Origin of the sequence: Porphyromonas vaginalis (assembly GCF_958301595.1) — a bacterium.
Taxonomy (GTDB): domain Bacteria; phylum Bacteroidota; class Bacteroidia; order Bacteroidales; family Porphyromonadaceae; genus Porphyromonas; species Porphyromonas vaginalis.
Window position 1 is genome coordinate 1,341,211 of the sequence record NZ_CATQJU010000001.1, and the last position, 24,494, is coordinate 1,365,704.

At 49.4% G+C, this 24,494-nt stretch carries 21 protein-coding genes; all 21 read left to right on the forward strand.

The genetic code is table 11. The annotated features are described in order from the left end of the window. Positions 1 to 315: 315 nt before the first annotated feature. The 21 genes from Q2J34_RS05325 to Q2J34_RS05425 all read left to right on the forward strand — a co-directional run bounded on the left by Q2J34_RS05325 (position 316) and on the right by Q2J34_RS05425 (position 24,254). Positions 316 to 792 (forward strand): hypothetical protein, encoded by a 477-nt coding sequence (locus Q2J34_RS05325; protein WP_298887656.1) that lies wholly within the window; start codon positions 316 to 318, stop codon positions 790 to 792. Next, positions 792 to 1,934, forward strand: a complete 1,143-nt coding sequence (locus Q2J34_RS05330; protein WP_298888364.1) for a glycosyltransferase family 4 protein — start codon at positions 792 to 794, stop codon at positions 1,932 to 1,934. The genes Q2J34_RS05325 and Q2J34_RS05330 overlap by 1 nt, the downstream gene beginning before the upstream one ends. A 454-nt stretch (positions 1,935 to 2,388) precedes the next feature. Beyond that, positions 2,389 to 3,264 carry a phenylacetate--CoA ligase family protein gene (locus Q2J34_RS05335; RefSeq protein ID WP_300969479.1) on the forward strand — a complete coding sequence of 292 codons (876 nt, stop codon included), beginning with the start codon at positions 2,389 to 2,391 and terminating at the stop codon, positions 3,262 to 3,264. Positions 3,265 to 3,266: 2 nt separating this feature from the next. After that, positions 3,267 to 3,884, forward strand: a complete 618-nt coding sequence (locus Q2J34_RS05340) for a sugar transferase (protein ID WP_298888360.1) — start codon at positions 3,267 to 3,269, stop codon at positions 3,882 to 3,884. Between the two features lie 70 nt (positions 3,885 to 3,954). Further along, positions 3,955 to 4,860 carry a 1-aminocyclopropane-1-carboxylate deaminase/D-cysteine desulfhydrase gene (locus tag Q2J34_RS05345; RefSeq protein WP_298888358.1) on the forward strand — a complete coding sequence of 302 codons (906 nt, stop codon included), beginning with the start codon at positions 3,955 to 3,957 and terminating at the stop codon, positions 4,858 to 4,860. Between the two features lie 80 nt (positions 4,861 to 4,940). Beyond that, on the forward strand, positions 4,941 to 5,489 hold the full coding sequence (locus Q2J34_RS05350; protein WP_298888356.1) for a GNAT family N-acetyltransferase: 549 nt from the start codon (positions 4,941 to 4,943) through the stop codon (positions 5,487 to 5,489). Then, positions 5,486 to 6,499 carry an ATP-grasp domain-containing protein gene (locus Q2J34_RS05355; protein ID WP_298888354.1) on the forward strand — a complete coding sequence of 338 codons (1,014 nt, stop codon included), beginning with the start codon at positions 5,486 to 5,488 and terminating at the stop codon, positions 6,497 to 6,499. Before Q2J34_RS05350 ends, Q2J34_RS05355 begins: the two co-directional genes overlap by 4 nt. A gap of 202 nt (positions 6,500 to 6,701) precedes the next feature. Then, on the forward strand, positions 6,702 to 7,841 hold the full coding sequence (locus tag Q2J34_RS05360) for a DegT/DnrJ/EryC1/StrS family aminotransferase (protein WP_298888352.1): 1,140 nt from the start codon (positions 6,702 to 6,704) through the stop codon (positions 7,839 to 7,841). A gap of 596 nt (positions 7,842 to 8,437) precedes the next feature. Continuing rightward, complete coding sequence (locus Q2J34_RS05365; RefSeq protein ID WP_298888350.1) at positions 8,438 to 9,481, forward strand: coiled-coil domain-containing protein; 1,044 nt, start codon at positions 8,438 to 8,440, stop codon at positions 9,479 to 9,481. Between the two features lie 36 nt (positions 9,482 to 9,517). After that, complete coding sequence (locus Q2J34_RS05370; protein ID WP_298888348.1) at positions 9,518 to 10,777, forward strand: AAA family ATPase; 1,260 nt, start codon at positions 9,518 to 9,520, stop codon at positions 10,775 to 10,777. Beyond that, positions 10,761 to 11,414 carry an HNH endonuclease gene (locus tag Q2J34_RS05375; RefSeq protein ID WP_298888346.1) on the forward strand — a complete coding sequence of 218 codons (654 nt, stop codon included), beginning with the start codon at positions 10,761 to 10,763 and terminating at the stop codon, positions 11,412 to 11,414. Before Q2J34_RS05370 ends, Q2J34_RS05375 begins: the two co-directional genes overlap by 17 nt. Positions 11,415 to 11,643: 229 nt before the next feature. Further along, the gene (locus tag Q2J34_RS05380) at positions 11,644 to 12,933 is read left to right on the forward strand and encodes an AAA family ATPase (RefSeq protein WP_298888344.1); all 1,290 of its coding nucleotides are present in this window, start codon (positions 11,644 to 11,646) and stop codon (positions 12,931 to 12,933) included. Between the two features lie 4 nt (positions 12,934 to 12,937). Then, positions 12,938 to 13,603, forward strand: coding sequence for a hypothetical protein (locus Q2J34_RS05385; RefSeq protein WP_298888342.1), 666 nt, complete (start codon positions 12,938 to 12,940; stop codon positions 13,601 to 13,603). A 249-nt stretch (positions 13,604 to 13,852) separates the two neighbouring features. Beyond that, positions 13,853 to 14,419: an elongation factor P gene (gene efp, locus Q2J34_RS05390; RefSeq protein WP_293964568.1), complete on the forward strand. Its 567-nt coding sequence runs from the start codon at positions 13,853 to 13,855 to the stop codon at positions 14,417 to 14,419. A 310-nt stretch (positions 14,420 to 14,729) separates the two neighbouring features. Beyond that, positions 14,730 to 16,544, forward strand: coding sequence for a 4-alpha-glucanotransferase (locus Q2J34_RS05395; RefSeq protein WP_300969480.1), 1,815 nt, complete (start codon positions 14,730 to 14,732; stop codon positions 16,542 to 16,544). A gap of 59 nt (positions 16,545 to 16,603) precedes the next feature. After that, positions 16,604 to 18,595 carry a DUF4954 family protein gene (locus Q2J34_RS05400; protein ID WP_300969481.1) on the forward strand — a complete coding sequence of 664 codons (1,992 nt, stop codon included), beginning with the start codon at positions 16,604 to 16,606 and terminating at the stop codon, positions 18,593 to 18,595. 229 nt (positions 18,596 to 18,824) lie between these two features. After that, on the forward strand, positions 18,825 to 19,547 hold the full coding sequence (pepE, locus tag Q2J34_RS05405; RefSeq protein WP_025884355.1) for a dipeptidase PepE: 723 nt from the start codon (positions 18,825 to 18,827) through the stop codon (positions 19,545 to 19,547). Between the two features lie 18 nt (positions 19,548 to 19,565). Next, complete coding sequence (locus Q2J34_RS05410) at positions 19,566 to 20,045, forward strand: S-ribosylhomocysteine lyase (RefSeq protein ID WP_004331765.1); 480 nt, start codon at positions 19,566 to 19,568, stop codon at positions 20,043 to 20,045. A 69-nt stretch (positions 20,046 to 20,114) separates the two neighbouring features. Beyond that, positions 20,115 to 21,020 (forward strand): sugar phosphate nucleotidyltransferase, encoded by a 906-nt coding sequence (locus tag Q2J34_RS05415; RefSeq protein ID WP_300969482.1) that lies wholly within the window; start codon positions 20,115 to 20,117, stop codon positions 21,018 to 21,020. Positions 21,021 to 21,070: 50 nt separating this feature from the next. Beyond that, a complete protein-coding gene (locus Q2J34_RS05420) occupies positions 21,071 to 23,119 on the forward strand; it encodes a M13 family metallopeptidase (protein WP_300969483.1) in 2,049 nt (682 codons plus the stop codon). 82 nt (positions 23,120 to 23,201) lie between these two features. After that, positions 23,202 to 24,254 carry an endonuclease/exonuclease/phosphatase family protein gene (locus Q2J34_RS05425; RefSeq protein ID WP_300969484.1) on the forward strand — a complete coding sequence of 351 codons (1,053 nt, stop codon included), beginning with the start codon at positions 23,202 to 23,204 and terminating at the stop codon, positions 24,252 to 24,254. The last annotated feature ends 240 nt before the right edge of the window (positions 24,255 to 24,494 follow it).

Consider the following 24,494-nt stretch of genomic DNA (forward strand, 5'->3'; position numbering starts at 1 on the left):
TCTAAAAAGAGATCGAAGTGGATCTACTTTATCTTTCTCCCACAGCTACACTACTGGACTTGTGCTATCGGAAAGGATTCTATTTTGTTCTTTTTGATATGCGTCGCTCTATACACTTGGCACTTTAGAAAACCGATGTGGACTTTTTTCTTCTCAATGCTTCTCATTGCACCCATACGAATACATATTGCGGTGGGCATTATGTTGGCATATGTGCTTTCTGTCTTTTATTCTAAGCGACATTATACTTGGCGTGTAAAAATACTCTTAGCACTTGTCTCTCTAGTAGGACTCTTTTTGTCTTTTAAGGTCGCTATGCAAGTAACAAACTCTTTAAATGCTCAAGAGCTCAGTGAGTATGTTACTAGAGATGATGCAAAATACAGTGACACAAATGCAGGTGTGGATCTAAGTGGTGCATCTTGGGGAGTGAAGGTCTTATCATTCCTTTTCCGGCCATTGTTTTTTGATGCCCGTAACTACTTAATGATGGAGGCTTCTGTAGAAAATGTCTTTTGGGTATTGTTATGCCTCACGATTGCATTACGTCTTTGCAATCGTCAAACGCGTCGAGAAGCAGATTGGCACTACTTGGGATTTGCGATTCTGTCAATTCTTATTCTCTCGTTAGGTCTTTCTTATGGAAACTCTAATCTAGGAATAGCTGTTCGACAAAAGACAATGATCTTTCCCTTCTTATTCTACAGTCTATTCTTGCTTCAGCCATTGAAGCTATCTCAGAAATATAAGACAATAAATACTCCAACATCAATTAACCCCTTATTAAAGTGATGAAGTTACTACGGCTATTTACATCGGCAGGGTCGATCGGACTTATTAAGGGTCAGTATCGCTATCTAAGAGAGCATGGCATTGACATTGTCGTAGCTACAGGGCCATCATCCCTTTCAGACAGGCATCTTGCACTCTTGGAAGGATCGCCACATAGACTGGTACCTCATTTGCTACGTCCCATCTCTATTTGGAATGATGTAAGAGCTCTCTTTGAGTTGATCAAGCTCATCAGAGGGGAAAAACCTGATGTAGTACATGCAAATACGCCTAAGGCATCTCTCCTTGGCATAACTGCTGCTTGGTGGTGTCGCGTGCCACATCGCATCTATACGGTTACTGGACTTCGCTTCCAAACGGCAAAGGGCTTCTTTCGCTGGTTACTTATCACTATGGAGCGTATCACCTGTCGCCTCAGCACCAAAGTAATCCCAGAGGGTGATGGGGTCGCAAAGACACTACGTGACGAGCATATTACAAGGAAGCTTCTTAAAAAGTTACACAACGGAAACATTAACGGAATTGACTTGGCATACTACGATAAGAGTGCCATACCTATAAGCTTGCTGAGCCAAGCTAAGTCTGAGATGAGCTTCTCTGAGGAAAGCTTCACCTTTATCTTTGTGGGACGGATCGTGAGGGATAAGGGTGTCAGTGAACTTGTGGAGGCGTTCACTCGTTTGCAGCAAGAGCATCCCGATGCTCGATTGCTACTCGTTGGCGACTTCGAGCAAGAGCTAGATCCACTACCTGAGGATGTCTATCATACGATACAGAGTCACCCAGCCATCTACTGTGCAGGGTGGCAAGATGATGTGCGCCCTTGGTTTGCCGCAGCTGATGCATTGGCCTTCCCCTCTTATCGGGAGGGCTTCCCCAACGTTGTGATGCAAGCGGGTGCTATGGAGCTACCCTGCGTTGTTTCCGACATCAATGGTTGCAACGAAATCATCATAGAGGGAGAGAATGGTCTGATCATTCCGTCTCACGATGCAGCAGCACTATATCAAGCTATGAAGCGTATGATTGAGGATAAAGCTCTTTACATGCACTGCCAGCAGAATGCTCGCCCTCTGATCGCCTCTCGCTATAAGCAGGAAGATGTATGGCAAGCAACGCTGGAGATGTACAAAGAGCTATAAGAACGAAATAGTATAACCCACGACAATAACAAGAGTATCTATGAACTTTAGGAAATTAGCATTCAACCTCGTTGACTCCATGAGAGGAGGATTGATTAATGCAGAACTCAAACGTCTCGAACGCTCCGAGATAGATAAAGACTTTTATAATGCTGAGAAGAGGGCTTCGATGAGCAACTTCTTGGCATCTCTACGAGATGTGCCAAGCTATAAAGACTTAGACTTATCGAAGGGCTTAGAGCAGTTTCCCGTAATCCAAAAGAAAACAATCCAAAGTGATCGGAGTAACTTCCTATCGAAAGCATATCAGAGAGAGGATCTTATCAAAGTGTCTACCTCTGGATCATACGGACTCCCTGCAGAGTACTACCTGACGAAGCAAAAGAAAGCACAGCAACTAGCCGAGGTTATTCACTATGGGCGAAAAGTAGGCTATGATGTCGGAGTCAAGCACATGTACATCCGCTCAGTGGTGCATAAGAGTGCCTTCAAGCAATACTTGCAAAACGAACATTATCTAGGATGCAAAGATCTTGATGCTTGTTTCTTGCAAAGGGCTAGAGAGGTCTTGAAAAAGAAACAAGTAAAGGTGATCATTGGATTTCCTACGGCTATCTCGATGATTGCAGATTACTGTCTTAAAGCGGGAGATGCGGGGGCTAGCTACTCTATAAAGGGAGTTATCACAAGCTCAGAGAATCTCTCTGAGCAGCAACGAGAGATTATGAAGAAAGCATGGGGTGATATAGGCATTTGCAGTAGATACTCGACAGAAGAGTTTGGTGTTTTGGCTTGTCAGTATGAAGCTACTGGAGACTTTCTCATCAACTCGCTAAACTACCATATTGAAATCCTCAAGATAGACTCAGACTTACCTTGTAGTGAAGGAGAGATAGGACGTATTGTCGTTACGGATCTTCATTCTTTTGCCAATCCTTTAGTACGCTACGACACTGGAGATCTAGGGCTAATAGGACGCAGAGAGACAGATGAGTTTGGTAGCTTGCTCGCTTTTAAGTCTCTGTCAGGAAGAGGTGTGCAAGTCATCGTCACTCCTTCGGGCGAATTGAAGTATCCCCTCTACTTAGATACTATAATGGAGCGTTTTGAGGATTCTATTCTTCAATATCAGCTCATTCAAGAGACAAAGAGCGACTTCCGTCTGTTGGTTATCCCTAAGGACCCCTCTGTTGGAGAAGTCTTAAATGAATTGAATGTTGCTATGCTAGGATGGCTCGGAGAGGGAGCCAACTTAAATATCGAGGTCGTCAAAAGTCTAGAGATGCTACCATCTGGCAAACGTCCTTATGTCATCAACAAGACCCTTTGACTATGTACCGAGCATATATCAAGCGTACTTTAGACTTTCTTCTAGCCCTCATCGGACTGATCGTCTTGTCGCCATTGCTACTGGTGGTGACGGTGTGGCTACACTTTGCTAATAAGGGGGCAGGAGCGTTCTTCACGCAGGAGCGCCCAGGCAAGGATGAGCGAATCTTTAAGCTCTACAAGTTTAAGAGTATGACCGATGAGCGAGATGCGGAGGGCAATCTGCTCCCTGATGGGAAGCGGCTTACGTCTGTCGGTCGCTTCATCCGCAAGACTTCGCTCGATGAGTTACCTCAGCTATGGAATGTTCTCAAGGGGGATATGAGCTTGGTCGGTCCACGTCCTCTATTTGTGGACTATCTTCCATATTATACGACAAGAGAGCGATTGCGCCACACTGTACGTCCTGGCATTACGGGTCTAGCTCAAGTCAGGGGCCGAAGTTACCTCCCTTGGGATCAGAAACTCGCAACAGACGTTGAGTATGTAGAGCATCTCAGCTTCTCGCTAGACTGTCGCATCTTATTTAAGACCGTGGCAAACGTCCTTGCCTCAAAAGATGTTGCCGTAGATCCGAGAAATGTTGGAACAAGACTAGATACTGAGCGGTCAGAAGCTTAGCTCATTTACAAAACGAGTCCTCAGTTATAGTCTTCCATATTAGTCTATCCTCAATAGCTATCAACTTCGTATGATTGTTCTAGACAACCTGAGTCTACCTGCCACCACAATCAAGGTGGTAAGGGATGATCTGTATCCTTTTGTAGGGGGAGGGAATAAAGCTCGTAAAGCTCTTTATTACGAGCGCTACATGATCGAGCATGGACTCAATGCTATCGTAACTACAGGTGGCGTGCAGTCCAATCATAATAGAGCAATGGCTGTTATAGCTAGTAGAAATAACTGGCCGTGTCATCTAGTAGTTCATGGATCTGAGGAGCGATTTGACCAAGAGAGTGGAAATCCTAAGCTAATTAGAGCCCTAAGAGGTATAACCACAGAGTTTGTCTCAGTAGATAAAATATCAAGCTCTATGGACGATGCTATCTCTAGGTATAAAGAGCAAGGATATAATCCTTTATACGTGACAGGTGGGGGACACGACTTAATAGCAGGCTACGCGTATGTTGATGCAGTTTCAGAATTACTGAAAGCAACCTCAGAGACTTCTCAACTTAAATATGTTTTTCTTGCTCTAGGTACTGGGTCTACTGTGGCGGGGATTTCTGCGGGGCTAGAGCTTGCAGGACTTGATACAACTGTCGTGGGCGTTTCCATCGCACGCAAGAAGGAGCGAGCAACAGATGTAACTATGACTTTTGCTCAGGCTCTTTACAAAGACCTGAATTTGTCAGCCCCTGTTGGTAATATCATTATTACAGACGAGTATCTATGTGGTGGCTATGAAGGGAGTACTCCTGAAATGACTCAATGGATAGACAATGTTATTGCTCGTACAGGAATTTTCTTTGACTATACATATTCAGGAAAAGCATTGTGGGGCGCTTACAACTACATGACAAAGCATAAGATTGACCCCTCTGAGGTGTTGTTTTGGCATACGGGAGGACTTATGAACTATTTAGCAAACCCATAGGTTAGATATTTAGAAGGTCAAAACGCGATATCTATTCGAAGAAGTATTGTTTTGAAGCGGCATTAAAAGCAATCATCTATATGATCACATTTAGACTACTTGAGGAAACAGATCTAATTGATAGGGTCTCTTGGATTAATACTCCATCAATCTTTAACAGCATGAGTTTCGATCAAAAAGTCACAATCGAAGGAACTAAAGCATGGTATGAAAGAGTGAAGTCAACCCCTTTTAGATATGACTTTGTTCTTGAAGAAGATGGATCTTTACTAGCTATGGGTGGGGTAACATCGTACATATCCTCAAGCAAGACAGCAGAAACATACACGTTTACCAATCCCTTACTACACTCCAAAGGATATGGCACTCTTATGCTTTACTTAGGGTGTCGCTTCACTCTTGCGTCCCCAAGTTTTGAGTGCCTAATAGCTTATATTAGACCAACAAACATTTCTTCATTGAAGATCCATCAAAGGATTGGATTTACAGAGGTCCAAGAATCAAGACATGGCTCGCTTTCTATGGCTAAAGAAGGACATTTGTGCTTTGAACTCACCTCTTCTTCTTTCAATAAAGAATTAGTCTCACAATCAATACTGGACTCAATAAATACATCGTTGATATTATGAATATCCTATTTACCTGCGTCGGACGACGTAACTACTTGTTGCGCTACTTTAGAGAGGCTATGCGTGATGGTGATCAGATCATCGCATGTGATATGCAGACCTCAGCACCTGGACTGACAGAGGCCGATAGAGCATTTCTAGTGCCAGCCATCTATGACGAGTCGTATATACCCACGCTACTAGAGAAGATCAGAGAGTATCAAGTAGATGCCCTGATATCGCTCAATGATCTAGAGCTACCTATCCTCTCAGCGCACCGCAAGGAGATAGAAGAGCTAGGTGCCAAGCTCTTAGTGTCGGACGAGCGGGTGATAGACATAACATTTGATAAGCTCAAGACGGCGGCCTTCCTTAGAGAGGAGTGTGGGCTACAGACGCCCTACACAGAGACAAGTCTAGAGGCATTCTGTGGTAGTAGACAAAGCTCATATCCTTGTGTTCTCAAGCCTAGATGGGGTAGTGCTTCGATAGGAATTGAATTTCCTCAGAGTGAGGAGGAGCTGCTCATCGCAGACAAGTTGCTTCGTATCAAGCTCAAGAACACAATCCTATACAACGCCTCCAAAGAGCACTTTGCCTCAGCCATCCTCTATCAAGAAAAGATAACTGGTCGGGAGTATGGGATGGACATCCTCAATGACTTAGAGGGGAACTACGTGGGGACCTTCGTCCGAGAGAAGCTCGCTATGAGAGCTGGGGAGACGGACAAGGCGAGGACAATCATTGATGATCGCTTCGAGCATATTGGTCGTACGATCTCTAAGCACCTAAGGCATATAGGCGTACTAGACTGTGATGTGCTGGAGCGGGGCGGTGAGCTATACGTCCTAGAGATGAATGCTCGCTTTGGTGGTGGATACCCCTTCTCGCACGAAGCTGGTGAGCATGCGACAGCCTGTATCTTGGAGTGGCTACAAGGGAGAAAAGATATTGCCCAACACCTACAGTATAAAGCTGGCATCACGCTATCTAAGTGTGACCGCCTGATACGAGTTCTAGATCATGTCTGACGCTGCTTTGCCTTGCTAAGTGAGCGTCGGATCCCTCTTGCCTTTCGTGAGGACGGTGTGTGGGGGTAGCTGTTGGCGATTGATGGGCTAAAAGCTAACGGCCAAAAGCCAAAAGCTAATCTCTAGAGATTTCCTCTCGAGGGGCTTGGGATCAGCCCCATTTTCACTACATTTGTAGGCAATTAAATCAGAGCTAACAGGTATGGGACAGAAGATTTGGCTCTCACTCGCTGAGATGGGAGGACGAGAGCAGGAGTTTATACAGGAGGCGTTTGACACCAACTGGGTGGTGCCTCTGGGACCCAATGTGAATGGCTTCGAGGAGGACTTGACGCGTTACCTGGGAGCGCCAGGCAAGCATGTCGTAGCACTCAGTGCCGGCACAGCTGCACTGCACTTAGGGCTGGTCATGCTGGGCGTGGGGCGTGATGACGAGGTGATCTGTCAGAGCTTTACCTTCTCAGCCTCGGCCAATCCAATTACTTATCAGGGGGCTAAGCCCATATTCGTCGATAGCGAGCCGGACACGTGGAATATGTCTCCCGACCTGTTACGTCAGGCTATCGAGGATCGCATAGCTCAGACAGGACGCAAGCCTAAGGCGATCATACCGGTTCATCTGTATGGCATGCCCGCCAAGATGACCGAGATACTAGCGATCGCTGAGGAGTACGACATACCTGTCCTCGAGGATGCTGCCGAGGCGCTCGGCTCTGAGTACAAGGGGCACAAGTGCGGTACGCTAGGTCGCTACGGAGCACTCTCTTTCAATGGCAATAAGATGATCACCACGTCGGGTGGTGGCGCTCTGATCTGTCCCAGTGAGGAGACGGCGCGACGTGTCCTCTTTTACGCTACGCAGGCTCGTGACAATGCGCCACACTACCAGCACACGCACATCGGTTACAACTACCGTCTGAGCAATATATCGGCGGGTATAGGTCGTGGGCAGATGCTCGTCCTCGATGAGCATGTGGCTAAGCGTCGGCACAACCATGCCCGCTACTGCGCTCTGCTGGCTGACTGTCCTGGGGTAGAGGTGAAGTGCGCCCCCACGGAGGAGTACGATAGCAACTACTGGCTCACCTGCGTCTTAGTTAATCCTGATAAAGCGGGCTTCACCCGTGAGGATCTGAGGCTCCAGCTGGAGGCTGAGTCTATCGAGAGCCGTCCGCTGTGGAAGCCGATGCACCTGCAGCCTGTCTTTGCAGAGGCACCGCGCTATGTGGATGGTACGAGTGAGGGGCTCTTCGACAGGGGGCTCTGTCTGCCTAGCGGTACGCTGGTGACGGAGGAGGATCTGCAGCTAATTGTGGCTGTGATCCGTAGCTTGGGCAGGTAAGCGGACGGTTATGATGCGTCGCAAGGCGTAGATCTGTGGAGACTGAGCTCCCCGTAGATCTACGCCTTCTTCGTTTGTGCATAGGTGCGCTCGTTATTTGAGCCTGTTGACTTTTGCAACAGCCTCCGTTTAGGGTTGGCCTGCTACAATAATTTAATGTTGGTTACGTATCGATACGGCGCGGTGTCGGGGAAAAGTGATTTCCACGTGGATATTTCGAAATCTCCACGTGGAGAATAAAAAATTCTTCGGAGGAATCAAATGAAACTTCGGAGGAATGAAATGAAACTTCGGAGGAATCAAAACGCCCCCACGTGGAAAAAGAAAAATATCCACGTGGAGATTTGAGAATATCCACATGGAGATTCGAGAAAGGCGGGAATCGGACGAATTTCCCTGTAAAGATATGTAATTAGGGATTAGAGGGGAGGCTAGAGGTTAGAGATTAGAAATTAGAGGTTAGAGGGGCTAGTAGCACTAGTGCTTCTAGTGTCTAATCTCTAATTTCTAATCTCTAGAAAAACTTGCGATCAGTCCCTTTTTCATTACATTTGTAGGCAACTAAATCAAGACAATCCATTAGAACAGGCAAAGATATGAGTGAGGAGAGAGTTCAGATCAGCATGTCGAATACGAAGAAGGAGATGCTGGAGGCTTACGAGGCACTGCTAGCAGAGGTGCAGGCTAAGAGCCTAGAGAATCCCAAAGAGGAGCAGAAGCGTGTCTCCGAACAGAAGGTCGTGGCACAGGCTGAGGCTCTATCAGCCGAGGAGCTAGACGCTTTTGCTCGTGAGGTGATGGGCGGCTTCGAGCGATCTGTCACGCAACTTCAGCGACAACTCAAGGAGGGCTTCGAAAAGCTCAGAACGCTTAATGAGACCATCCAGCTCAAGGAGGAGTGGATCAAGGAGCTCTATGCCATCGAGAGCAATGCGGACTCACTCTCTACGCTGATTCTAGCACAGAAGAAGCAGAAAGAAGAGGCGCAAGCCGAGCTAGAGGAGACGCGTGCTAAGCTGGAGCGTGAGATCGAAGAGACTCGTGAGGCGTGGCGTCATGAGCGTGAGCAATACAATGACTCTGTGAAGCAGGAGCAAGCCAACGTCGCACTCCTCCGTAAGCGCGAAGAGGAGGAGTATGACTATACGATGAGTCAGCAGCGTCGGAAAGAGGAGGATGCCTTCCAAGAGCGTCTAGAGGCTGAGGAGCGTGAGCTGACGGAGCGCAAGCAAGCTTTCGAGCGCACTACTGCCGAGCGAGAGCGTGTCCTGGCTGATGCTGAGGGTGAGCTACAGAGTCTACGTCAGTTGGCCGAGAGCCTAGAGAGTCGTATGCAAGAGGTGCAGATCAAGGCTGTCCAGGAGACCGAGGAGCGTCTCAACAGGGAGCATCGCTTTGCATTTGACCTAGCTCAGAAGGAGACGGAGGGTCAGCTACGACTCAAGGATCAGCAGATAGAGCTCTTGCAGCAAAAGATCAAGGAGATAGAGAGTCAGCTCAAGGAGGCTGGAGTCAAGGTTGCCACTTCGGAGGAGACGGTCAGAGACATCGCTCTCCGTGCTATCGACTCCTCCGCCATGACGAGTCGTACACTAGCTCGAGAGCCTCGCACGGTCACGTCCCGAGACACAGACGAGTAGGAGACGGGCTATTTGTCAGAGAATACATACCATCCTATGCAACGCTATATACAGTCCATACATATTAACAAGGTACGTCATCTACACGATCTAGATATTTGCATACCTGATGACGAGCATCCACATCTATTGATCACAGGTAAGAATGGAAGTGGTAAGACCTCTCTGCTGGAGGCAATCCGGGATCATATTGAGCTACTGCAAAAGGTGGACAGCTTAGACTTCTTAAAGTATGAGGAACGAATTCAATACTATACCGAGCAACTATCTAGCTGTATAGATCCTCTAAGGAAAGCAGAACTAGAGCAGCAGCTAGCTTTTTGGCAGGAAAGACTTAATGAGCTATATGGAGCAGTGCGTGTAGCGTTTGAAGATCCTACCCAAATCGTATTCCATAGTTCTGACAAGCCCTTTATCTGTGCCATGTATGCCGCTAGTAGAGAGGTCCGAATGTCAGAGCCTCTCAACCCAACGATGCCGTCGTTCAGCGACCAGTGGCTTATCAATCAGAGTGCTTCGGATCAATTTCTCATTTATCTCTCTCACCTGAAGATCCAAGAGGCACTTGCACGAAATGAACATCAGACGGAAGATGCAGATCGAATCAATGATTGGTTTGTTTCGTTCGAAGCGTTACTAGGAGAGATCTTTGGCGATAGGGGGCTGAAACTCTCTTTCAACTACAAGGACTACTCCTTTCATATAGAGACGGAGGGCAAGAGCTTTAAGTTCAACGAGCTGTCAGATGGATTTGCTGCGGTGATAGATATCTTATCTGACCTAATCCTAAAGATGAGTTCGACAAGTGACAGCATAATGCAGCTCTACGATATACCTGGGATTGTCTTGATAGATGAGGTGGAGACCCACTTGCATCTTTCTTTGCAGCGACAAGTGATGCCATTACTGACTAAGGTTTTCCCAAATATCCAATTCATAGTCACGACACATTCACCTTTTGTCCTCAACTCCATTGCATCTGCATCTGTTTATGACTTGGAGCATCAAAAGGTATTGACGAATCTGTCTGACTACTCTTACGAGGCTCTAGCCGAAGGTTATTTTGAGGTCAGTACTCGCTCGAGCTATCTAGAGCAACAGTTGAATCGTCTCAGAGAACTCTTGAAGCAAGCAGACCTAGATATTGCAGAGCGATTTGAAGTCAAAGAACTCGTCAAGGATCTTGACAAAGTATCCGAGAGTGTCTCCCCCAAGATAGCTGGCGAATACGAAGAGTTGAAAATTAAGTGGGCAGATAAACTTAGTGGAATCCGAGACTATGATTCAAATCTATAAGTCCTCCACTTCGCCTAAATCCCTTGAGACTGGGCATCAGTACAATGGACAGGATGTCCAAAAGCAACTTTTTGCAGATCAGTATAGTAAGTGCTACATATGCGAGGGGAAAGTGATAACGGACTATAATATAGATCACCTATGCAGTCAGGCTCGATACCCCGACAAAAAGACTGACTGGAGCAATCTATTGCTAACGTGTTCGTACTGCAATCAGAAGAAGTCCAATGCTTATGACCAAATAGTCAATCCATTGAGCTTTCCTATAGAGACACTTATCAAGCAGGAAGTGGACTTCCAGAGGAATATTGCGATCTTTGAGGGGCCCGATGATAAAGATATCGTGGGTGTAGATGAGACCATCAAGTTGCTCTCCTCTATCTTTAATGGGAAGACTCCTGCTCGGCAAGTGCGGGAGGAGAAGTTCTATAACGAATTTCTCTCTCATATCAACCTATTCCAAAAGGCTTGTAATCAATTTCTAGAGAAAGACTCAGCGCAACATAAACGTATAGTTTGTGAGCTGTTAAAGGCAGACCAAGAGTTCCTAGGATTCAAATATTGGATTATTCAATCGAATCAGACGTTGCAAAATACATTTCTCCCTTTTTGTCAGTGGAATAGGGATGAAATCTGAAATAGACCTTGATCTGAAAAACAAAAGACAGAGATATGGAGCAGAAGAAGATTTGGCTCTCACTCGCTATTAGCTGTTAGCGAGTTCGCTCTAGTATGACTTGCTTCTTGCTGTAAGGGTAGGGCTTCTGTTTGAGCTTTCAATCGTTATCACAGCGAGGGGAAAAGTTGTATCTTTGCAAGGAGCTATAGGCTCATCAAAGTACTCCGTGATAAAGATATAGAACACTATGCAACAGGTTACCTTTGACATCAAGCGACTAGGAGCAATCAGAGATTCTTCTATGACCCTATCCCCAATGATGATTTTTTCAGGGGAGTCAGGTTTAGGCAAGAGCTATGCCTCCTTTTTAGTTCATTACCTGTATTACGTCCTCTTAGACTCAGATCGTTTCTTAAACTTCTTCCTTGAGCAGGGTTATGACTTTAACGAAATCTACAAGAAAAGGGAATCTGGAAAAGTCATCCTAAGTGTCCCTGTTCAAGACGTTTTAGACTGGTTGAATAAAGACGCAGTTGCCTATATAGGCTATCTCGTAGGGTATCAGAATCTTGATGGAGACGTCAATATTAAATTGCCCATACAGGAGAAGACTTTTGACTTTATCTTTACTCAAACCCTTGAAGGCTTAGAGGGGCAGGAGGAGCTGTACGATAAGCTTGTCTTTAAGAATTACGTCTATCGTGTTGTATCAACTCTAAACATCCCAACTCCTATACCTTATGTAACACTGATTAAAGCGTATTTCCAGGATCTCGTCTTTGGTGATATGAATAATATCACTAAGACCTTTCTATTGCCTCCCTCTCGAGGCTCTTTGATGGAGGTGAGTGAACGTCCAACCTTTCAGTCAGGTATGTACGAAGAGTTCTTCGATATGAAGGCTCTACTCAATAAGCCTCAAGAAAGTGTTTCACCGTTAAACCAAGCTCTTATAGAGTGCAATGCTAGAGTCAACAACGGAGAGCTAAAGCGTGAAGGAGAAAAATATCTTTATCACATGCGCAATGGAGCAACAATTCCTTTAACCGCTGCCGCTTCGTCCATAAAAGAACTATCTCCTCTCTCTTTACTAATCAATAAGTTTCCAGTCAAGGGCGTTTCTATCTTGTTTGAAGAGCCCGAAGCTCATTTACATCCCAGCCGTCAAGTGAAGTTGGCAGACCTCTTAGCCTGCATCATAAGTGCAGGTGGGCATCTTCAAGTAACGACTCATAGTGACTACTTAATCAAGCGTCTCAACAATCTGATGAAGCTATCATTGCTTAAGGACAAAATCTCTCCAAGTGATTTTGAGAAATTGCTAAACGACTTTCAAATCAAGGAGGAATATCTTTTAGCTGTCTCTAACGTTCGCGCTTACTTACTTGAAGAGCAGTCTGATGGATCTTCTCGAATCATAGCTCAAGAAGTTGGTAAGGATAACTCAATCCCGTTTGAATCCTTTTATTCAGTAATTGAAGACGATCTCGAGTTGACAAGTAGGATTGAAGAAATTATGGACAGTTTAGAGAGCTAGAGTTATGACTTGCGATGACTTCAAGAGAATTTTCCCCAAATACCAAGGGACGAGGTACGTCTCAGATAAAGCAGAAGTTGAGGAAACTAGAGAAAATGCGAAAGTCAGAAAAGTCGTTTTGGAAAACAGTTGCTGTCAAGTCATAGATCCATTGATGGTTAAAGAGCTTAGTTCTTTTTTTGAAAAAGCGGGCTCTGACAACTTGTTTCTTAAGGATTGCGATGGCATTTTTCTGTATGACGGTTCACAAGGAAAGAAACATCTCATTTTTTGCGAGCTGAAGTCTGAGTTTAGCACTCCAAAGATTTATGAAGGGTATAAGCAAATTCTCTCTTCGTGTATCAAGCTTAAGATGCTGATGAATCTACTCCCTAACTATCGAAAGGATGATTACGAGGTACTTGGGTTTATCTTTTCTAGACCGAAAAAGGATTTAAGAGACTGGTATAAACAAAGTCTATTGTCCTCTAAAAATCGAGAGGCAAGTTTTGTTCGGAGGCTGTGCTATACTAAGGAGTCTGCTTACAAGCTGACTACCAAAGAATGCTTCGAGATAAAAGATTTGAAGCTAGGAGAAAACGTTCTTTTTGATACTCTAGAACTACATCATATAGCGGTTGATGCACCCAACAACACCTATCGACTGGACGTAGAACAATACGTTTCGTAACGAAGAAGAGATGTTACAGCAATTACAACTCCTCTTTTTGAATGATGAAAAGCACTATGCCGTAGTTTAGGCTTGCTCACGGGTTATTCGCTCCTTCTCTACAATGACAATAGAGGACTTCCTTCTTGAGAAATTGCATTAGTGGAAGGAATGTACGGGCGGTGAGTGCCGCGCTTGTTATTTGTGTAGTAGCTGAGGATTTATTACTTTTGCACCGATAAGTAACTTCACAGAATAGACAAATAGTATATGGCTACAACAGCTGACTTTCGCAATGGCATGTGCCTAGACATTGATGGGCAGTACTACTTCATCGTAGAGTTTCTCCATGTTAAGCCTGGCAAGGGTCCTGCATTCGTTCGCACGAAGCTGCGCAATGTTGCTACGGGTCGCATCATCGACAAGACGTGGAATAGTGGTGTCAAGGTAGAGGAGGTGCGCATCGAGCGTCGTCCCTATCAGTATCTCTACAATGATGATATGGGCTACCACTTTATGCACCCCGAGACATTTGACCAGATCGCTATCAATGGCGAGCTGATCGAGGGTGTTCGCTTCCTCAAGGAGGGCGATATGGTCGAGGCAATGGTACATGCTGAGAGCGAGACCGTGCTGACCTGCGAGCTACCAGCACACGTTGATCTGCGCATCAGCCATACGGAGCCTGGTATCAAGGGCGATACGGCGACGAATAGTCTCAAGCCCGCAACCGTCGAGACGGGCGCTGAGATCCGCGTACCGCTCTTTATCAATCAGGACGATGTGGTCACGGTAGATACGCGTGACGGCTCTTACGTGGGGCGTGTCAAGGAGTAAGCGACACTAGCACATATTAATTCCTCAAGCAGTCGCCCCCAGAGGCGATGCTGCAGAAGCCGTGTAGTTCTACCGATCAGAGCTGCATGGCTTCTCCGAATATACCGCAGGAGACTATTGCATAAAGGCAAATCGCTGTGTTGCTTTCGGGATTCGGCTTCGGTCACATACGGATGTATGCTCCCTTCAGACCTCACCCTCAGCGCCTTGCGCTTCATCCTTTCTGCAAAGTCTAGACAATCTTGCTTGCAAGATTGTGAGACTGTTGACTTTTGCAACAGTCTCCGTAGAGGTGACACTATAATATAATATGAGTCAGATGCCCCGTCAGGCTGGGATAGCCGTTCCCCTCTTTAGTCTGCGTCGCCACGGCGATGCGGGCTGTGGTGACTTTGCCGCCCTGGAGGCACTTGCGCCGGTGGCTGAGCGGATGGGGATGCGCATCATACAGTTGCTCCCGCTGGAAGACACCACCCTCTATGGCGATAGTCGCGACTCTTATCCCTATCGCCCGATAGCCTCTACGGTGCTCAATCCGATCTACATAGCTGTGGATCAGCTCCCCCCGCTGGCGGATCAACAGCTGGAGCAGGAGCTGCGTGCGGAGGCTGAGCGACTGAGTGCGCAAAAGACCTTCGACTATACGGCGGTGTGGCAACTCAAGCGACGCTGGCTGTGGGCCTCCTTTACGGAGCAGGTGGACGCTTCGCCATACTTCACCGATATGCTCAACCGCTATGCTGGGTTGACGCTCAAGTATGCTACTTTTAGTCGTTCCCCCATCTGGCACTACTGGGTCTGCATGCGAATGGCTCTAGACCTATTGCCCGATCTCAATCGTGAGGAGTGGGACTTCTGGGATGCAATGAAGCGGGTCAAGGAGCTGGAACAGGAAAACAAGCCTTTGGTCGTCCGTACGGGCAATTTCTACGCTTACTGCTATATGGTAGCGCAGCGACAGATGCGCCGTGCCGTAGCTACGATTCGTCAGCATGGGCTGGCGCTCATGGGCGATCTGCCCGTAGGGGTCGATCCGCATGCAGCGGACACGCTTGCTTACCCGGCCCAATTTAACAAGCGACTCTCGTGCGGAGCTCCTCCCGACTACTTCTCTCCAGATGGGCAGAACTGGGGTATCGTAACCTGTCGCAGGAATTGGAAAACGCTATGGCGTGAGCGCTTTGACTATCTAGAGCGCTTCTATGACTACCTGCGTGTGGATCACGTGCTGGGCTTCTTCCGCATCTGGTCCATACCACGGGACGGGCGCTCTGGGATGCTGGGCTACTTTCTTCCCTCACGACGCTACTTGAAGCGGGAGATCACCAAGCTAGGACTGGCCGAGACGCTACGACCGGAGTGGATAGCGCCGACCAAAAATCCAGCAACGACGCAGGTCCTTTGGATCGAACGTCTCGATGCGGGCTACGTGCCGCGCTACGATGTGGCGAGTGCTGCGCCCTTTGCAAAGCTGTCGCCCGATCTGCAGGAGCGTATGCGGGCTGTCTGCGAGGAGTATTATTACGGTGGCAATGAAGAGTTGTGGCGCGAGCGTGGACTGGAGCGTCTAACCTTCCTGAAGTCCTTGACTTCGATCCATCTTTGTGCCGAGGACTTGGGGATGGTCCCTCAGTGTGTCTACCCCGTCCTAGAGGAGCTAGGCATCCTCAAGCTATATGTGGAGCGCATGCCTAAGAGTGCCGGCATCGAGTTTGAGGCAGCACCCTACTTCTCTGAGGATAGTGTCGGCACCACCTCGACGCACGACTGTGCGCCACTACGCCTCTGGTGGGCGGAAGATGCTGCGCGGTCTCGTCGCTACTACGACTACTTCCTCACTGATTACGGCGTCCCCTACGACACCACGCTCACGCCCGAGCTGGCCGAGATCATCGTGCGCCGACACCTAGAGAGTCCCTCACGACTCTGCATATTGCCGCTGCAAGACTGGCTAGCCCTGAACCCCGAGCACTGCGCCACGGTCGATCCTCATAGCGAGCAGATCAACGACCCGAGCAACCCCCATCATGTCTGGTGCTATCGTATGCCTAGCCATGTCGAGGAGCTCCCCGACGACTGGATACGGCAGCTTCGCCAGATGATCGCAGAGACGCATCGGCTGTAAGCGTGTCGTCTCACTTTTCTCCCCAAACTACTAACAATAATTCCCCCTACAGATACTCTATGCGAAAGCTTAATACAAAAGAGATCAAACAGCTCACGGAGCAAGGGTGCCAAGCGCAAGACTGGTCCCTAGTGCGCGTTCATAAATACTTCGATGCTAGTCGCTGTCAGCAGGTTCACTTCATCGGACAGTGCGAGATAGGCGACAATCGTGGTGGTCGCCCCTCCGAGGAGGAGCCGAGCTACGACGAGCCCTACCGCCTGGCGCACGCTAAGCTAGTCAACTGTACCATCGGCGACCGAGTCATCATCGACGGTGTGCGGGACTGCATCTCGCATTACGACATCGGTGACGATGTGGTGATCCACGACATAGCAGCTCTCAAGGTAACGGGCGAGACCGCTTTTGGCAATGGCACCCTCGTTGAGGTGCTCAACGAGACGGGTGGTCGTGAGGTGCCTATCTGCGACATCTTGACCGCTCAGACCGCTTACATGCTGGCGATGTATCGCCACGACAAGGAGTTGCAGGCAGCACTCTCTAAGCTCGTCGAGGAGTATACAGCCTCCGTGCGGTCGGATCGTGGTACCATCGGTGAGTCTTCTCAGATCAGGCATTGCGGTCTGATGACCAATATCAAGGTGGGTCCCCACAGCTCTATCATCGGTGCCTCGGTGCTAGAGAATGGCTCGGTCAATAGTACGGCCCTGAGCCCCACAAAGGTTGGCTACGGAGTGATCTGTCGGGACTTTATCTTTTCTGCTGGCAGCGTGGTTGCTGACGGCTCCAACGTCTCCCGCTGCTTCGTCGGTCAGGGTTGTTCGGTCACCCACCTCTTCAGTGCGCATGACTCGCTCTTCTTTGCCAATTGTCAGTGCGAAAATGGGGAGGCTTGTGCCGTCTTTGCGGGACCCTTTACCGTCACGATGCACAAGAGTAGTCTGCTGATCGCTGGTTACTACTCCTTCCTCAATGCGGGCAGTGGCTCTAACCAGAGCAACCACCTGTACAAGCTTGGTCCCATTCACCAGGGCGTTGTAGAGCGTGGTAGCAAGACCACCTCCGACTCCTATATCTTGTGGCCTTCGCGCATCGGTGCTTTTAGCCTGATCATGGGGCGTCATGTGGATCATATTGACTCGTCAGACTTCCCCTTCTCCTATATTATAGAGAATGACAACCAGACCTACCTCGTGCCAGGCACCAACCTGCGTAGCGTCGGTACCATCCGTGATACCAAGAAGTGGCCTAAGCGAGATAAGCGTCACCCGGACGAAAAGCTCGACTGCATCAACTACAACCTCCTCTCGCCCTATACGGTCGGTAAAATGTACAAGGGGTGGCACAAGCTCAAAGCACTGGAGACGCACCTCGGCAGCTCCAATGCGACCTATATCTATCACGATATGCACATCCGTCACAGCTCCCTCGTCAAGGGGTGTCGCTACTACGAGATGGGTATCGTCAAGTTCCTCGGCAACTCCCTCATCCAGCGCATTCAGGACCAAGCACCCAAGAGCAAGAGCGAGCTAATCACCTGCCTGCCACCTACCAGCAATGAGGGGCTCTCGGACTGGCTCGACCTAGCGGGTATGATCGCTCCACGTCGCCTCGTACGCAACCTGATCAAGCAGATCAAAGAGGGGCAGATCAAGACGCTCGACGAGGTCAACGTCGCCATCCGCTCGATACATAGTCGCTACTACGAGATCGAGTGGCACTGGGCATACGATCTGCTCTTGCGTTGGTACGACATCGCCGCCAAGGATCTGACCGTAGAGCGAGCCATACAGATCATCCAGGAGTGGCAAGAGACCGTCATCGAGCTAGACGAGTATCTGCTTAAGGATGCTCACAAAGAGTTTGAGATGCTCACGCAGGTCGGCTTCGGCATAGACCTCGACGGCGATCACAACCGTCGCATCGACTTCGAGCAGGTACGTGGCAACTATGAGGACAATGCCTTCGTCGCAGAGGTGCACGACCACATACGTCGCAAGAAGCTCCTCGGCGAGACAATCCTCGCGCAGATCGACGCGCTGCCCGAGTGAGATTTAGAGATTAGAGGTTAGAGATTAGAGATTAGAAGTTAGAGATTAGAAATTAGAGGGAGAGGGGACTAGTGGCTCTAGTGCTCCTAGTGGCACTAGTGATTCTAGAGTCTAGTGTCTAATCTCTAACTTCTAATCTCTAATCTTTAGCTGCGGAGTAAAACGTGGAGCCGTGTGTTTCTATTTTGTACCTTTGCGAGTAGATTATCTCAACCAATCTGGTATAGACATGAAGAAACTCTTACTGATATCCAACTCCGCATCTCAGGGGCAGCCCTATCTGGGCTACGCTGCCGAGGAGATCGGTCGCTTCCTAGGTCCGGTGGCTCAGGATGTACTCTTTGTCCCTTATGCCGCTATCACCTATAGCTGGGATGAGTATGTAGCTAAGGTTAATAATGCTCTTGGTGGCGTTGGCGTCAATGTCACGGGTCTGCATACCTACGATAAGCCGCTACAAGCTATTGCCTCTGCACAGGCTATCATGGTGGGTGGTGGCAATACATGGGCACTCCTCAAGCAACTACAAGATATGGGTGCTATGAAGCTCATCCGCGAGCGTGTCCTCGAAGACGGCATCCCCTACGTGGGCTGGAGTGCTGGCTCTAACCTCGCCTGTCCGACGATCATGACGACAAACGATATGCCTATCTGCAATCCTGATACGACGCAGGCGCTGGGGCTTATCTCCTTCCAGATCAATCCGCACTACCTCGATGCACATCCTGAGGGACATGGCGGTGAGACGCGCGAGCAGCGTATTCGTGAGTTTGTCAAGTACAATCCCAACTGCGACGTCCTTGGTCTGCGAGAGGGGAGTATGCTCCATATCACGGGTGACAAGATCACGCTGTGGGGAGAGCGTACGGCTCGGCTCTTTAACTATCCCACCTTCTACGACAATCCGCTAGAGATAGAGCCTGGAGTACTCGCCTATAGCGAGAAAAAGTAGCTTACGAAATCTGAAGTGATGAAGGATATCCCAAGCTTTACCATAGATCACGAGCGTCTCAAGCGTGGTGTCTATGTCTCTCGTCGTGACCTCGTGGGTGATCAGGTTGTGACCACCTTCGACATACGCATGAAGGCTCCTAATCGTGAGCCTGTCCTCGACCTGAGTGCGCTGCATACGATAGAGCATCTCGTAGCGACCTATCTGCGCAATGATCCCGAGTGGGGAAGTCGTATCATCTACTGGGGACCGATGGGTTGCTTGACGGGCAACTACCTGATTATAGTCGGAGATCTTAACCCGCTAGATATAGCAGACCTGCTCCGTCGTGCCTTTGACTTTGTAGCGCACTATGAGGGTGCCGTGCCTGGCGTGGCACCTCGTGACTGTGGCAACTACAAGCTGCACAACCTAGAGCTGGCACGTGAGGAGTCACGACGCTATCTAGAGGAGGTGCTAGAGCATCTAGATGACTCAAATACACACTATCCTCAATAACAGAAGAGGGGGTACGCTCGTCTCATAGAGTGGCACCCCCCCTACAAACACTTAACAAGTAACGATCGAATGAAACCTACACTAGTCATTATGGCTGCTGGCATGGGCAGTCGCTATGGCGGACTCAAGCAGCTAGACAAGTTGGGACCAGCGGGTGAGAGTATCATGGACTACTCCGTCTTTGATGCGATCCGAGCAGGCTTTGGCAAGGTAGTCTTTGTCATACGTCACGCCTTTGCCGAGCAATTCAAAGAGCAGGTGCTACAGAAGTATCAGAAGGCTGTCGACACGGCTGTCGTCTATCAGAAGATAGACTCTCTGCCCGAGGGCTTTACCGCTCCTGCTGAGCGCACTAAGCCGTGGGGTACGAATCACGCCCTGATGATGGCAGCACCTGAGATCGATGGCCCTTTTGCGGTGATCAATGCTGACGACTTCTACGGTCGTGAGGCTTTTCAGACGATGAGTGACTACCTCTCTCAGCTGCCCGCTGATAGTCGTGGTGCTTACTGTATGGTCGCCTACGACATCGAGAGTACGCTCACGGCTGAGGGTAGTGTGAGCCGTGGCGTATGTAAGGCTTCGCCCGAGGGCTACCTCATGCACATCACCGAGCATAAGAACATTCACGAGAATGAGAATCACGAGATAGTCAGTATGCACGACGGCAAGAAGCTCTCCATAGCTCGTGGTACACTCGTATCGATGAACCTCTGGGGCTTTACGCCTGACTACTTGGAGCACTCTGAGAGACTCTTTGCGGATTTCCTCAGAGAGCATGGTAATGAGCCTACGTCTGAGTTTTTTATCCCGACAGTCGTCGACACGTTGATCCGTCAGGGACTGGCGCAGGTACAGGTCTTGAGCACCGATGCCCGCTGGTTTGGTGCGACCTACGCCTCTGACCGTGATATGGTCATAGAGCATCTGGCGAAGCTGACCGACGCGGGAGAGTATCCCTCACCTCTACTCTAGGGCAGGCTCTCCCTCTACTTATGAATCATTTTGAAATCGAACAATCGAATATGAACAATTGCAAACTACTAGTCGCTGCTCTGTGCGCAGCTTCTATTACGTTCTCTGCTTGTAACAAGAAGCAGGAGAATCAGACCAACGAGGAGATCGTCCCAGCTATCAATCTAGCTGATATGGACACCCTCGTGCGTCCACAGGATGACTTCTACCACTATGTCAATGGTGGCTGGATTAAGGCTAACCCACTGAAGCCGGCTTACAGTCGCTTCGGTACCTTTGACGTGCTACGTGACCGCTCACTCGAGCAGATCCACGGCATCGTTGATGAGCTAGCTCAGGGTAACTACAAGGCTGGTACCAATGAGTATCGCGTCTCTGTACTATACAAGCAGGCTATAGACAGTGTCAAGCGCAACGAGCTAGGCGCTCAGCCGATCCTAGACGAACTAAAAGCTATCGAGGCGATCGACTCTAAGGAGGCGCTCGTAGACTTCGCAGCTCAGCAGGACAACAAGGGTGATGCTACCTTCTTCGGCACCTACGTCATGGCCGATGCTGAGAATAGCGATATGAACATCTTCAACCTCAATCAGACCGGTCTGGCTCTGGGCAACAAGGAGTACTACACAGACCCAAAGAATGCGGAGATCATCAAGGCATACAACCAGTACATCGAGCGCATCGCTCAGCTCGCTGGCTACTCTGCCGAGGATGCGCAGCGCATTGCGAAAAACAATATCGCTATCAGCAACATACTCGCTGACATGTGCTACTCGCAGACACAGCTTCGTGATGTAGCTCGCAACTTCAACAAGGTTGAGGTTAAGAAGTTTGTCGCTGACAACCCTGGCTTCGACTGGGCACGCTACATCGAGGGGCGCAAGCTTCAGACTCTAGAGTCTTGGAATGCTGGTCAGCTAGACTTCTTCAAGAAGTTTAGCAAGTGGTTCCCCACGGCAGACCTACAGGCACTCAAGGACTATGTCCTAGCACAGACCATCGACGGCTATGCGAGCTATCTCTCGGATGACTTTGTACAGGCTAGCTTCGACTTCTACTCCACGACACTCTCAGGTGTCAAGGAGATGCACCCACGCTGGCGTCGTGCCGTCAACCTCCTCAATGGCACGCTCGGTGAGGCACTCGGCGAGGTCTATGTCAAGAAGTACTTCCCCGCAGAGGCTAAGGAGCGTATGGAGACGATGATCAGCAACCTACAGGCTGCGCTCAAGGATCGTATCTCTCAGCTCGAGTGGATGTCTGACGAAACGAAGCAGAAGGCTATCGAGAAGCTCTCTAAATTCACCGTCAAGATCGGCTATCCTGACAAGTGGAAGGACTACTCTAAGCTCAACATCTCAGAGGACAAGAGCTTTGTGGAGAACCTTCGCAGTGCTATCCAGTTCGAGCACGACTTCAACATGTCTGAGCTAGGTCAGCCAGTCGATCGCTCTCGTTGGCTCATGAATCCTCAGGATGTCAACGCTTACTACATGCCTTCGACGAATGAGATCTGCTTCCCCGCTGGTATCCTACAGCCTCCATTCTTCAACATCAACGCTGATGACGCTGTCAACTATGGTGCTATCGGTGTGGTCATCGGTCATGAGATGACGCACGGATTTGACGATCAGGGTAGCGAGTTTGACGCTGTCGGCAATATGAACAACTGGTGGACTGTCGCTGACAAGAAGAACTTCAAGACCTCTACGGAGCGTCTCGCGCAGCAGTTCAGCCAGATCAAGATCAATGACAAACTCAACGCTGATGGCCATCTGACGCTCGGTGAGAATATCGCTGATCAGGGCGGTCTCCTAGTCTCTTACCTAGCACTCCAGAAGCAGCTCGAGGGCAAGAAGGTCGAGAAGATCGACGGCTTCACACCAGCACAGCGCTTCTTCATCGGTTACGCTCGTGTATGGGGACAAAACATCACTCCCGAGGAGGAGGTACGTCTGACCAAGATTGACCCACACAGCTTGGGCATCAACCGTGTCAATCAGGCTCTGAAGAACATTGATGCCTTCTATGAGGCATTCAACGTCCAGCCTGGCGACCCCATGTACATTGCTCCTGAGGAGCGTGTCGTGGTCTGGTAATCTAGACACCATATCAACGTAAAGCGACGCTCTCGTAGAGACAGTAGACTCTATGGGAGCGTCGCTTCCTTTTCTATTTGAGATGACCAGCTCCATCTTCCTAGACTTTCGTGGTTTCGTGCTGCTCTTATTCCTCTTAGGCAGTGGTTGTTGCTTGGTAGCGCAGCAGAGGTTTACCATTGTCTCATACAATGTGGAGAACCTCTTTGACACCATCCCCAGCACCCGCTGGGATGATCGCGAGTACCTCCCCACGGCCCGCAAAGGGTGGACGGCAGAGCGTATGAAGCGCAAGTGCCATCAGCTAGCCGAGGTGATCTCCTATGCGACCGCCTGGGATATACCCGCTCTCATAGCACTACAAGAGGTCGAGAGCGTAGAGGCACTCGAGCAGCTGGCGCACTACACGCTCTTACGAGGGGGCAACTACAAGACCATCTGCGCCACAGGCTCCGACCGCCGTGGTTCTCACGTGGCTCTGCTCTATGACGCAGACCGCTTTGCCGTAGAGCAGACCGAGGAGTGGCCACTGTGCATCACGCCCGACAGCATCTACCCGACACGCAACCTGCTCTTCGTCTCCGGTCGCCTCCCCTCCGCAGCGCCGCTCTCGCTCATCGTCTGCCACCTCCCCTCACGCCGAGGAGGTGCTACCGCCGAGACTGCTCGTGCTGCGCTCATCGAGATGCTCCGCACGCGTACCGATAGCCTGCTGAGGGCTAATCCTGAGCAAAGCATCGTCGTCGTGGGTGACTTCAACGCCACCCCAGAAGATGGCTTGACCGACAGCTGGGCTGCCTCCTACCACACCTACCTATCTCAAAACGATTCGTTAGCTATGGTAGACCTCACGCCCCCATTCACCGACGAGCAACTCAAGACGATGCCCCCAGGGAGCTACTATTACCGAGGCTACTGGGAGCGCATCGACCGACTCTTCGTCTCCCGCACGCTGCTCACCGAGACGCGCTATCCGCGTCTAGAGCTAGAGACGGTACGCATAGCCCTGCCCCCGCAGAAGTACATGCACGAGAGCCCAGCCCCGTGGGGCCGTCCGCGACGAACGTACGGCGGCGACAGCTACCTCGCCGGCCCCAGTGACCACCTTCCGCTCGTCGCCACCCTCCTCTACTGAGACTTTTGCAACAGTCTCACGATGCGTCACCCCTAGCGGATACCTCTTCTCAGGGCTGACGCATTATAATCGCCTTTTCAGACGAAACTCATTAGCGACAAGCGAGAGGATAGATGAGGTTACCATATATAATGTGTCCGCCATGGATTAGCTATTGGCTGTTAGCTATCGGAGCCATCGGAGCTATCAGAGTGATCGGATCTCTAATCTCTAACTTCTAACCTCTAATTTCTATTTACA